Origin of the sequence: Ruegeria sp. HKCCA5839 (assembly GCF_013035585.1) — a bacterium.
Lineage (GTDB): Bacteria > Pseudomonadota > Alphaproteobacteria > Rhodobacterales > Rhodobacteraceae > Ruegeria.
This window is the reverse complement of record NZ_WQIE01000001.1, coordinates 542,052-553,969: the sequence shown is the minus strand read 5'-3', so window position 1 is coordinate 553,969 and position 11,918 is coordinate 542,052. Positions and strand designations below refer to the sequence as shown.

Sequence of the window (11,918 nt, the reverse complement as noted above, 5' to 3'; positions counted from 1 at the left end):
AATGGCCAGAAACAACTCTGGCCATTGCCACAATTCATGCTCATGATTGCTATACATCCCAATTGTGATGGCTTATGACCCATCCAAACAGCACCTGAAGACCGGGAGTGAGCAGCATGTCTGATGATTTCGAACTGGACACCGATGATTTGCAACGCCGCATGGACGGCGCCATGGCGAATTTGAAAACCGAATTTGCGTCGCTGCGCACCGGGCGGGCATCGGCCTCGATGCTGGAGCCTGTGATGGTGGATGCCTACGGTTCGATGACGCCGATCAATCAGGTCGGCACAGTGAATGTGCCCGAACCGCGCATGGTGACGGTCAACGTCTGGGACAAGTCGCTGGTCGGCAAAGTGGAAAAAGCCATTCGCGAAAGTGGCTTGGGGATCAATCCTCAGCTGAACGGCACGATCATCATGCTTCCCATTCCCGAGCTGAACGAAGAACGTCGTCGGGAACTGGGTAAGGTTGCCGGGCAATATGCTGAAAGCGCACGCGTCTCGATCCGCAATGTGCGCCGGGACGGCATGGATCAGATCAAGAAGGCCAAGGCCGACGGCATGTCGGAAGACGATCAGAAACTTTGGGAAGCCGAAGTTCAGGAGATGACCGACGCAATGATCAAGTCGGTGGATGACGCGCTTGAGACCAAGCAAACCGAGATCATGCAGGTCTAAGGCCCAGCATATGCCAAAAGATCCCCATACCGGGCCGCGTCACGTGGCCATCATCATGGACGGCAATGGCCGGTGGGCGCAGGCACGTGGTCGCCCACGGCTCTATGGCCATCACGCGGGTGCCAAGCGCGTGCGCGAGGTGGTTGAAGCCTGCCCGGAACTGGGTGTGAAATTCCTGACGATCTTTGCGTTTTCAACCGAAAACTGGAAGCGGACGCAGGTTGAGGTTGCCGGCCTCATGAGCCTGTTTCGGCGCTATATCGTCAAGGAAACGCGCACGCTGAAGGAAAACGGGATCCGGGTGCGGTTCATCGGGGATCGGGTGCGGTTGGACAAAAAGTTGACAAGCTTGATGGACAAGCTTGAACAAGAAACCAAAGACAATGATCTGGTGCACCTGACAGTCGCTCTGAATTACGGCGGTCGGGATGAGGTCGCGCGGGCAACCAAACGTCTGGCCCGAGATGTGGCCGCAGGAAAGCTGCAGCCTGAAGACGTAGATGAGGAAACTCTACCAAAATATTTGGATACAAGGGTTTTACCGGATCCCGACTTGGTGATCCGCACCAGTGGTGAGGCGCGAATTTCGAATTTTCTGCTCTGGCAGTCAGCCTATTCGGAATATGAGTTCATCGATACCTTGTGGCCCGATTTTACAGCCGCTGAGTTCGGTCGCGTTTGCCAAAACTACGGTGCGCGCGAGCGGCGTTTCGGAGCGGTGCCCGCATGAGCGATGGCCGATGGGCTGACCTTACCGCCCGAGTTCTGTCTGCTGCTGTCTTGGTCGCCATTGGCGCGGTTGAAGTTTGGCTGGGCGGCCTATGGTTTGAAATCTTCGTTGGCATCGCCTGTGGCTTGATGACCTGGGAATTGGTGCGCATGATCGCGCCCGAGCGCGCTGGCGTCGCGATCCAGCTTGCGATCTTGACCGGGGCTGCGGTCATTGCCAGCTATCATCTGCCCGCCATTTACCGTCTGCCGATCCTTGCTGCACCCGCGATTGTCGGCGCGGGGCAGGTTGGACGTGCAAAGCTGACCTATGTCGCCTTTGCCGTCTGGATCGCAGCGGCAGGTCTGGGCTTTATCTCGATCCGCGAAAACATGGGGTTTGGCTGGATGGTCTGGCTGATCCTGATTGTCGTCGCCACGGATGTCGCGGGCTATTTCGTGGGCAAGGCGATTGGTGGGCCAAAATTCTGGCCACGCATCAGCCCCAAGAAAACATGGTCGGGAACCGCAGGAGGATGGGCCGCCGCGGCGGTGGTTGGAATAGTTTTTGCAGCCTATTTTGGCTTGGGCTTTTTCTTCGTCGTCATCTCGGTACTGGCGTCAATGGCCAGCCAGATCGGTGATATTGTTGAAAGCGCCACAAAGCGGAAGTTTGGCGTCAAGGACAGTTCGAACCTCATTCCCGGCCATGGCGGCTTTCTGGACCGGTTCGACGGGATGATGGGGGCTGCGCTATTTGTTCTGATCGCAGCTCAGTTCTTTGTTCCTGTGGGGATGTAATGCGCAAGCTATCCATTTTGGGCGCCACAGGATCGATCGGTCAGAGCACGATTGATCTGATATCCAGACAAACAGACGCCTATGATGTGGTGGCGCTGACCGGTGGCAACAACATTGAACAATTGGCAAATGATGCCAAACGCTTACAGGCTGATATTGCGGTAACGGCTTATGACGGACAGCTTGACGCATTGAGGGCTGCGCTGAAAGGATCGGGTGTCGAGGCCGCAGCGGGTCAGACTGCCATTGCCGAAGCGGCTTCCCGTCCGGTGGACTGGGTGATGTCCGCCATCGTCGGGGCCGCAGGGCTCGCCCCAGGGATCAAAGCGTTGGAACAAGGCGCGACGCTGGCGCTGGCGAACAAGGAAACACTGGTTTGCGCCGGACCTTTGGTGCTGCAGACCGCGCAGCAACACAATGCCCGGCTTCTGCCGGTCGACAGTGAGCATTCAGCTGTGTTTCAGGCTCTCGTGGGCGAGGATATGGACGCGGTCGAGCGGATCATCATCACCGCCAGCGGCGGTGCGTTTCGGGACTGGCCTTTGGAAGCTCTGGCCAGTGCAACGGTCGAACAGGCCTCGAGCCACCCGAACTGGGATATGGGGCAGCGCATTACGATCGACAGCGCGTCTATGTTCAACAAGGCGCTGGAGGTCATTGAAACCAAAGAATTCTTTAAGGTTCATCCCGACCAGATCGAAGTGCTTGTTCACCCCGAGTCCACCGTGCACGCGCTTGTGGGTTTCAACGATGGAGCATTGATGGCACATCTTGGCGCGCCAGATATGCGCCATGCTATCGGATATGCGTTGCACTGGCCGGATCGTCGCGATTTGCCTGTCGAGCGACTGGATTTGGCAGCGCTTGGTCAATTGCGGTTTTCAACGCCCGATCTGAACCGATATCCAGCGCTGCGCATTGCCCGGGACGTTATGGAGCGTGGTGGCTTGTCCGGCGCGATATTCAACGCCGCCAAAGAGCGCGCTCTGGATCATTTCATCGCCCGACGGATCGGTTTTTTGGACATGGCAGACTTGGTCTCGGTCGTTCTTGACCAATTTGACACTACAAATGACCTTATTGATGCCGCTTTGACCCTTGATAACGTCCAGCAAACGGACCATCTCGCACGGAAGTGGGTGGATGAAGCCGTGCGACAACGAGCAGGATAAGACACTTGGATATTTTTTCTCTGATCCCGCAATTCGGTGGGCTTCTCTACACAATCGCAGCCTTCGTGATTGCATTGTCCGTTATCGTCGCGGTCCACGAATATGGCCACTATATCGTTGGGCGCTGGTCTGGCATTCATGCCGAAGTTTTCTCGATCGGATTTGGCCCGGTCCTGTGGAGCCGTGTCGACAAGCGCGGCACCAAGTGGCAGATCGCCCTGCTTCCTTTCGGCGGCTACGTCAAGTTTCTGGGCGACGCCAATGCGGCCTCGGGCAAAGACGAAGACACGATGACCGAAATGGCCGAGCAAAGCCCCGAAGCCCTGCGTCGTACGATGCACGGTGCGCCGCTTTGGGCGCGCGCAGCGACGGTGGCTGCAGGACCTGTGTTCAATTTTGTCATGTCGATCTTGGTTTTCGGCGCGATTTTCTGGTCCGAAGGCGTCACCCGCGAGCCGCTGACAATTGCCTCTTTGAAACCTTTGCCGGGGACCGTACAGGGCTTGCAGGATGGGGACGAGATCATCGCTATCGAAGGGATCGCAACTCCCGATATCGATGATGGCAACACATGGTCGGAATTCCGGGATGCGCTGCCCGTCGAACCCGTATTGGATTATACGGTGATCCGAGACGGCGAAACCCTGGACGTCGCTGGCCCGTGGCTGTTCCCGCCGCTGATACAGCAGGTGACGCCACGCAGTGCAGCCATGGATATCGATTTGAAAGCGGGCGATGTAATCACCTCGGTTGACGGCGACCCAATCTTTGCCTTCGACCAGTTGAAAGAACATGTTGAAAGCTCGGACGGGCGCGCCTTGCTTTTGAATGTGTGGCGCGATGGTGCAGACCTTGAATTTGCTTTGGCGCCGCGTCGGACGGACGAGCCCTTGGCCGATGGAGGTTTTGCAACGCATTGGCGTATCGGAATCGTCGGCGGCATGATGCTGGAACCTGCGACCGTTCCCGCCGGTGTTGGCGAATCCCTCTCGGTCGGTGTCAGCCAGACGATGCGGATCATCGAAGGATCATTGTCGGGTATGTGGCACATGATCACCGGAGCGATCAGCACCTGCAATATCTCGGGGCCTATCGGGATCGCCGAAACCTCGGGTGCGGTGGCCAGCCAGGGCGCGCAGAGCTTCATCTTTTTCATAGCTGTCTTGTCTGCGGCGATCGGCCTTTTGAACCTGTTCCCGATACCCGCTTTGGATGGGGGCCATCTGGTGTTCTATGCCTATGAGGCGGTGTCGGGCAAACCACCCAGCGACAAGGCGCTTCGGATCCTGATGGGCATCGGCATCACCATGATCCTGTCTTTGATGCTGTTTTCGATCAGCAACGACCTGTTCTGCTGATTTGGGAAAACCCGGCACAATCTGGACGCATTCTTGCCGCATTTAAACGCTATGATCTGTACTTACACAGAGCATGGAAACCGGACAGATGACCAAGGCATTGCAGAAATCATATCAGAGTTTCAGCTTTCTGTTCCTGATGAACTGGAACATGCTGATGAGTTTTGCGATCACCGCACTTGCCCTTGCGGCAGGCGCTTATCTGGTGACTATGTGATTCCTCGTCTCTGAAAGCCTAAAACCAATACGCTTTTTATGCAGTTTGGTCTTTTGACAAGACTGCATATTCCCGCTACTCAACTTGCAAAGACTTAGATTCTGGGTTGAGAAAAAAACATGGCGGACAGCAGAGGTACGGGCACATCCTGCGGCTCGGTACAGGCACCAATCAATATATTGTGGCGCGCACTAGTATTCATTTTTGCCTTTACTGTCGTCGGGTTAACGGCAGCACCACAGGTCGCGCAGGCGCAGACTTACACGATCAACAGCTTCGAAGTTGAAGGCAATCGGCGGATCGAAACGTCGACGATCATCGAACGAACAGGCATCGAACCGGGCCAAACAGTAACCGCAGGTCAGTTGAACGATGCTTTCCAGCGTTTGCTTGACAGTGGCGTTTTTGAAACAGTTGAACTGACACCGCGCGGCACGACTCTTGTGATCGAGGTGCAGGAATACCCGACAATCAACCAAATCAGCATCGAAGGGAATCGCCGGGTAAAGGATGAGGTGCTGCTTGACGTCATTTCGTCTGAGACGCGGCGGGTGTTTACGCCCCAAGTGGCCGAAGCGGATGCCGATCTGATCGCCGAGGTTTACTCGGCCCAAGGACGCGTTTCGGCGACCGTCATCCCGCGTATCATTCGTCGCAATGACAATCGGGTTGATCTGGTTTTCGAAGTGGCCGAAGGCACTACGATCGAGGTTGAACGCGTAAGTTTCGTAGGGAACCGAGCGTTCTCGGACCGACGTTTGCGCCGTGTTCTAGAAACCAAGCAAGCAACGTTTTTGCGGACCTTTATCCGAAGCGATACCTTCATCGGCGACCGGATCGAGTTCGATAAGCAGGTTATTCGGGATTTCTATCTTTCGCGCGGCTACGTCGACTTTCGGGTTAACAGCACGAATGTCGAGTTCACCCGCGAGCGGGATGCGTTTTTCCTGGTCATGAACATCACCGAAGGTCAGAAGTTCTCATTTGGCAACATCACAACGGTCAGTGAAATTCCGGGTGTCGATCCAGCGATCTATCAGGAAGCCTTGAAGATCAAACCTGGCGTTACCTACACGCCCTCGCTGGTCGAACAGTCGATCGCGAGACAAGAGCGCTTGGGCTTGAAGGAAGGTGTCGATTTTCTTCGGGTCGAGCCTCGCGTCACGCGAAATGACCGTGATCTATCATTGGATATTCAGTTTGTTCTGACCAAAGGGCCTCGCATCTTTGTCGAAAGGATCGACATCGAAGGAAATACGACAACACTCGACCGTGTTATCCGACGCCAGTTCGACACTGTCGAAGGAGACCCCTTTAACCCGCGCGAAATCCGTCAGGCCGCTGAACGTATTCGGGCACTTGGCTTCTTTTCCGAGGCCGATGTCGAAACACGAGAAGGGTCGAGCCCAAGCCAGGTGATCGTCGATGTGGATGTCGCCGAGCAACCCACCGGTTCGCTGAGCCTCGGTGGTAGTTTCTCGGTTTCCGACGGGTTCGGCATCGCGGTTGGTTTGAACGAATCGAACTTTTTGGGACGTGGTCAGAATTTGGGCCTGACAATCTCGACGGCTCAGGAGTCAGAACAGTACACCTTGAACTTTACCGAGCCCTATCTATTGGGTCGCCAATTGCGGTTCGACCTGGGTCTGGGTTTCGCTGCCACGGATTCAAGCTTTGCTTCGTACAATACTGAGCGGTTGTTCTTCCAACCGCAGTTGACCTATTCGATAGGTGAACTATCAGCACTGCGTCTTCGCTATGGTTGGGAAGACAGTGAAATGACCCAGCAAAGCGGCCAGACAAGCGGTGCGGTTATTTCCTCTGAAATCGCCCAGGGCAGCCGGACTTCAAGCTCGGTGGGCCTGTCTTATATCTACGACAGCCGGCTCGGTGGATTGAACCCCAATGCAGGCGTGCTGTTGGAAGCAAACCTGGACTACGCTGGGCTGGGTGGTGACAACAAATATATCCAAACCACAGCGCGCGCGATCGCGCAGCAGCGTGTCTTGAATGAAGAAGTAGTTCTGAGAGCCACACTTGAGCTTGGCGCGCTTAACTGGAGAGGTTCCGATTTTAGTCGAACACTGGATCGCTTCTTGCTTGGAAGCGGGACCTTCCGTGGCTTCGAGCCCTCGGGGATTGGTCCGCGCGACCTTTCGAACGGTGAAGACGACGCTATCGGTGGCAACTATTACTGGGTCGCCCGGTTTGAGACCGATTTTCCACTGGGGCTGCCCGAGGAACTTGGTTTGAGGGGCGGTGTTTTCTATGACGTCGGCAACCTCTACAACATCAACAACGTTGACACGACGGGAGCCAATATCGTTGGTGCAGATGGTTCGATCCGTCACGTATTGGGCGTGTCGGTCCTGTGGACAACACCTTTTGGCCCGCTGCGTTTCAACTTCTCAAAAGCTCTTAAGAAAGAAAGCTTTGACAAAGAGCAAAGCTTTGACCTGACCATTCAGGCAAATTTCTGAGCCTATGAAGCCGTCATTTGTCAAAAGGATTACGCGGGGCCCGATCTGGGCCCTGTGTGTTTTTGTCTGCATCGGTGCATCGGCGGCGGCACAGCAATTGGGCGTGCCGCAATCGGGTGTTCTTACAATTTCAAGCGAGCGTTTGTTTTCTGAATCGCAATTTGGCCAACGTATCTTCCGAGAAATCGAAGAGGAAAGTGCCGAACTTGCGGAAGAAAATGAGAAGATCGTCGCTGAATTGAGCCAAGAAGAGCAAGACCTGACCGAACAGCGCGCGACTCTGCCGCCAGAGGAGTTCACGCCGCTTGCAGATGCGTTCGACCTTAAAGTTCAATCGCATCGTGAAAGCCAACGTGCAAAGCTGGACGATTTGGCACGCCGCAGCGAAGTCGCGCGAGCTGCGTTTTTTGAGTTGGCGCAACCTCATTTGATCGACCTTCTGCGCGAATCCGGTGCCTCGATGATCATCGAAAGGTCCAGTGTCTTTCTGAGCGCCGATCGTACGGACATTACCGATTTTGCAATTTCTCGCATAGATGCAGCTATTGGGGATGGACAAGGTCTCGATGACCTCTCTGGCGACTAGCGTGGCTTGCCCTGACGTGACGGTATTGCTAACCACACGTTCAAGATAACACCAAAAAACGGGACACCAGAACCATGAGCACGGAAACCAAGAGTGCCGACATTCAGCTGATCCAGCGCATTCTGCCGCATCGCTATCCGTTTCTTTTGGTCGACAAGGTGGTCGAAATTGACGGGTATCAATCGGCTATTGGCGTCAAGAACGTCACGATGAACGAGCCTCATTTCCAGGGCCATTTCCCGGGCACGCCGATCATGCCGGGCGTTACCATAGTCGAGGCGATGGCACAGACCGCAGGGGTCATGCTGGGTGTCGGTATGGATGTGATCGACAGCGAGCTGCTGATCTATTTCATGAATATCGACAAGTGCAAATTCCGCCGCAAAGTGGTGCCTGGTGACGTCTTGAAGATGCATGTCGAAACCGTGCGCGGCAAAAAGGGTGGTAAAATCTTCAAGTTCAGCGGCCGTGCGACCGTTGATGACGAAGTGGCCGCCGAGGCCGAGTTTTCGGCCTATGTTGATTGGGACATGGAAAAAACAGCATGAGCGGTATCCATCCCAGCGCCATCATCGAAGAGGGTGCAAAACTCGGGCAGGATTGTACGATCGGACCGTTCTGCTATGTCGGAGCAAATGTCCGTCTCGGAGACCGGGTCGAGCTGAAATCACATGTCGTGATGACCGGTGAGACCTCGGTTGGGGACGACACCGTCATCTTCAACTTTTCGGTCATCGGTGAAATTCCGCAGGATCTGAAATTCGGTGGTGAAAATACGCGGCTCGAGATCGGCCAACGGAACCGCATTCGTGAGCATGTCACGATCAATACCGGCACCGAAGGCGGTGGCGGCGTGACACGCATCGGTGATGATTGTCTGTTGATGGCAGGCGTCCATGTGGCGCATGACGTTCAGATGGGTAATCGCGTGATCATGGTCAACCATTCGGGCGCAGCCGGGCATTGCATCATAGAAGATGATGTCATTGTGGGTGGCATCTCGGGCCTGCATCAATGGGTGCGTGTCGGGCAGGGGGCGATTATTGGCGCTCTGACCATGGTGGCCAAGGATGTCATTCCCTACGGTCTGGTCCAGGCACCGCGTGGTGAGTTGGACGGGCTGAACCTTGTGGGGCTCAAGCGTCGCGGAGTGGCGCGTGAAGATATCGCAGCCTTGCGGGCAGCGTTCCGCGAGTTGTCCGAAGGTGACGGCCCCTTCATGGACCGTGCGCATCGCCTGGGTGAAGACGTCCAAAGCGACTATGTCCGCCGGATCGTGGATTTTGTCACCAGCGATACCGACCGGTCCTTCCTGACGCCAAGGAAATAACCGATGCTGGCTTTGATTGCGGGAACAGGCGCATTGCCGGACGAATTAGTCGCCCGGTTGCCCCAGCGCCCTTTGATCTGCGCCTTGGAAGGGTTCGTGCCCGATAGGCTGACCCCGGACATGGTCTTCCCGCTGGAACAGCTGGGCACGTTTCTGGCCGAGTTGCAGACACGTGGCGTAACCGAAATCTGCATGGTTGGCGCTGTGAAACGCCCGAAGGTAGACCCGGCCCGTATCGACGCGGCGACAATGCCTTTGGTTCCGCAATTGCAGCAAGCGATGATCGCCGGCGACGATGCGGCTTTGCGCGCCGTGATATCAATTTTCGAGGGTGCGGGGCTGAGCGTGCGCGCCGCGCATGACCTTGTCCCGGATCTGTTGCCTCCGCTGGGCTGTTTGACCGAGGCGCAACCTGCTGAAGGAGATCTGGCAGATGCCGATCGTGCCGTGGGCGTGGTTCGCAGCATGGGGGCTGCGGATATCGGGCAGGCCTGTGTCGTTCTGAAGGGGCAAGTGCTCGCGGTCGAGGGCATCTTTGGCACCGCCTGGATGCTGCAATCGCTGACACAGCGCCCGGATGCGGGCGGCGGGATTCTGTTCAAAGGCCCAAAACCCGACCAGGATCGGCGGGTGGACCTGCCCACCATCGGCCCCGACACCGTGGCCGAGGCCGTTGCGGCAGGGCTGACAGGGATCGTCATCGAAAAGGGCGGTGTGATCCTGTTGCAGCGCGACACGGTGATTGCCGAATGCAACCGGCTTGGCCTCTTCCTGACCGTGCGCGAGCGGGCTGTCTGATGCGCGTCTTTCTGGTGGCCGGAGAACCGTCTGGCGACCGGCTGGGTGGCGCGTTGATGGCGGGGTTGAAAACCCTTGTCCCTGACGTCGAATTTCACGGTGTTGGCGGCCCGTTGATGCAAGCAGAAGGGCTGACCAGCCAGTTTCCGATGTCTGAACTCAGCGTCATGGGGCTGGTGGAAGTTCTGCCCAAATTCTTTCACCTCAAACGACGCATCACCGAAACGGCCGAGGCGGTGCTTGCGCTGCAACCTGATGTGTTGATCACCATCGACAGCCCCGATTTTTCGTTGCGCGTGGCCAAGATCGTCAAAGCCTCCAGTGCTACCCGAACCGTTCACTATGTGGCCCCCAGCGTCTGGGCCTGGCGACCAGGACGAGCGGAAAAGATGGCCAAGGTGATCGACCACGTGCTTGCTCTGCTGCCCTTCGAGCCGCCCTATATGGAGCGGGCAGGGATGGAGTGCGACTTCGTCGGTCATCCCGTGGCCAGTGAACCGATTGCAACGCAAGCCGAAATCGCAGGCTTTCGCGAAATCCATGATCTGGGCGATGCGCCTATCCTGCTGGCCTTGCCGGGCTCGCGCCGAGGTGAGATCGAGCGGCTGGCCGACAGCTTTGGCGGCGCGCTGGAGCTGTTTATCGCAAAGCACCCCGCGTTTCGTGTTGTCGTGCCCACGGTTGGGGCAACGACCGATCTCATCAATTCGATTGTTCCCAGCTGGCCGGGCAAACCGGTTGTTTTGGACCCGCGCGACAGCGACACCGCGCAAGCCAGCGCCCAGAAACGCGCGGCCTTTGCGGCTGCGGACCTTGCGCTTGCCGCGTCGGGTACCGTCTCGCTGGAGCTGGCAGCGCAGAACACGCCGATGGTCATTGCCTATAAGCTCAACTGGCTAACCCAGCAATTAGCCGAGCGCATGGTCAAGCTGGACACTGTGACGCTGGTCAATCTGGTAACCGATACGCGCGCTGTACCAGAGTGTCTGCTGGATGACTGCACGCCCGAAAACATCGCTGCCGCCTTGAACACGGTATGCGAAAACCCGGGCGCACAGCAGGACGCAACGGCGTTGACCATGGAAAGGCTGGGCCGTGGTGGTGAAGCGCCGGGCCTGCGCGCAGCGCGCGCCGTTCTGGACCGGCTGCCCAAGGCCCATGCTTGAACTTACACTCTTTGCCCTGTCTGCCGGCATTGCGCTGGTAACCACCAACCTGGACAACCTCGCGGTTCTGCTGGGCCTCTTTCTGGTCGTTGACAGGCGCCGCGCGATAGCAGGCTTCGCGCTGGCTCAAACCATAATGCTGAGCCTGTCGATGATCGTGGCCGTTGGACTGAACAAAAACGGCATCCCGGTTTGGATCGGCTATCTGGGCCTTGTCCCGCTTGTACTGGGCCTGCGCGGTATCTGGCATCAGGCCAGCAGCGCCGAGGTCGAAGAGATGGGGGCCAAAAGCGCGGTCACCTCGATCGTCACACTGTTCCTCAGCCTATCGATTGACAGCTTTGCCGTGATGACACCGCTTCTGGCTGACTCGACCCCCGGCTTTCGCTGGGCGGCCCTGATTGGCGCCAGCATTGCGGCCGCTGGGTTGGTTCTTCTGGCCAGTTGGGGCGCGCCGCATGCCCAGAACCTAGCGCCGCGTTTTGCCCGCATGGATCGCATCGCGCCCTATGTCATGGTTTGCGTGGGGCTTTATATCCTGATCAATTCGCCGACGGATGGGCTTTGACCCCCTAGTCCGGCCCTTGTGAACATGCAGTCGCTAGGGCAGGGTCGAAAAGCT

The 11,918-nt window shown here is 57.0% G+C and carries 13 protein-coding genes; all 13 read left to right on the top strand.

All coding sequences use genetic code 11. The features are described 5' to 3' along the window. Window positions 1-116 precede the first annotated feature (116 nt). Entirely contained in the window at window positions 117-680 is a 564-nt protein-coding gene (frr, locus tag GOV38_RS02710; protein WP_171098876.1) for a ribosome recycling factor, read from the top strand. A 10-nt stretch (window positions 681-690) separates the two neighbouring features. Beyond that, entirely contained in the window at window positions 691-1,410 is a 720-nt protein-coding gene (locus GOV38_RS02705; RefSeq protein WP_171098878.1) for an isoprenyl transferase, read from the top strand. Further along, window positions 1,407-2,189, top strand: a complete 783-nt coding sequence (locus GOV38_RS02700) for a phosphatidate cytidylyltransferase (protein WP_171207532.1) — start codon at window positions 1,407-1,409, stop codon at window positions 2,187-2,189. The genes GOV38_RS02705 and GOV38_RS02700 overlap by 4 nt, the downstream gene beginning before the upstream one ends. Further along, window positions 2,189-3,361 carry a 1-deoxy-D-xylulose-5-phosphate reductoisomerase gene (gene dxr / locus GOV38_RS02695; RefSeq protein ID WP_171207531.1) on the top strand — a complete coding sequence of 391 codons (1,173 nt, stop codon included), beginning with the start codon at window positions 2,189-2,191 and terminating at the stop codon, window positions 3,359-3,361. Before GOV38_RS02700 ends, dxr begins: the two co-directional genes overlap by 1 nt. Window positions 3,362-3,366: 5 nt before the next feature. Beyond that, window positions 3,367-4,719 (top strand): RIP metalloprotease RseP, encoded by a 1,353-nt coding sequence (rseP, locus tag GOV38_RS02690; RefSeq protein WP_171207530.1) that lies wholly within the window; start codon window positions 3,367-3,369, stop codon window positions 4,717-4,719. An 88-nt stretch (window positions 4,720-4,807) separates the two neighbouring features. Further along, a complete protein-coding gene (locus GOV38_RS22445; RefSeq protein ID WP_256367814.1) occupies window positions 4,808-4,936 on the top strand; it encodes a hypothetical protein in 129 nt (42 codons plus the stop codon). Between the two features lie 119 nt (window positions 4,937-5,055). Further along, entirely contained in the window at window positions 5,056-7,416 is a 2,361-nt protein-coding gene (bamA, locus tag GOV38_RS02685; RefSeq protein WP_171129393.1) for an outer membrane protein assembly factor BamA, read from the top strand. A 103-nt stretch (window positions 7,417-7,519) separates the two neighbouring features. Next, the gene (locus GOV38_RS02680) at window positions 7,520-8,002 is read left to right on the top strand and encodes an OmpH family outer membrane protein (RefSeq protein WP_371731813.1); all 483 of its coding nucleotides are present in this window, start codon (window positions 7,520-7,522) and stop codon (window positions 8,000-8,002) included. 74 nt (window positions 8,003-8,076) lie between these two features. Then, window positions 8,077-8,550, top strand: coding sequence for a 3-hydroxyacyl-ACP dehydratase FabZ (gene fabZ, locus GOV38_RS02675; RefSeq protein WP_171098890.1), 474 nt, complete (start codon window positions 8,077-8,079; stop codon window positions 8,548-8,550). After that, window positions 8,547-9,332, top strand: coding sequence for an acyl-ACP--UDP-N-acetylglucosamine O-acyltransferase (gene lpxA / locus GOV38_RS02670; protein ID WP_171207529.1), 786 nt, complete (start codon window positions 8,547-8,549; stop codon window positions 9,330-9,332). The genes fabZ and lpxA overlap by 4 nt, the downstream gene beginning before the upstream one ends. Before the next feature lie 3 nt (window positions 9,333-9,335). Then, complete coding sequence (locus tag GOV38_RS02665) at window positions 9,336-10,130, top strand: LpxI family protein (RefSeq protein ID WP_171098893.1); 795 nt, start codon at window positions 9,336-9,338, stop codon at window positions 10,128-10,130. Then, window positions 10,130-11,296: a lipid-A-disaccharide synthase gene (gene lpxB / locus GOV38_RS02660; protein WP_171207528.1), complete on the top strand. Its 1,167-nt coding sequence runs from the start codon at window positions 10,130-10,132 to the stop codon at window positions 11,294-11,296. Before GOV38_RS02665 ends, lpxB begins: the two co-directional genes overlap by 1 nt. After that, on the top strand, window positions 11,289-11,864 hold the full coding sequence (locus GOV38_RS02655) for a cadmium resistance transporter (RefSeq protein ID WP_171207527.1): 576 nt from the start codon (window positions 11,289-11,291) through the stop codon (window positions 11,862-11,864). The genes lpxB and GOV38_RS02655 overlap by 8 nt, the downstream gene beginning before the upstream one ends. Window positions 11,865-11,918 lie beyond the last annotated feature (54 nt).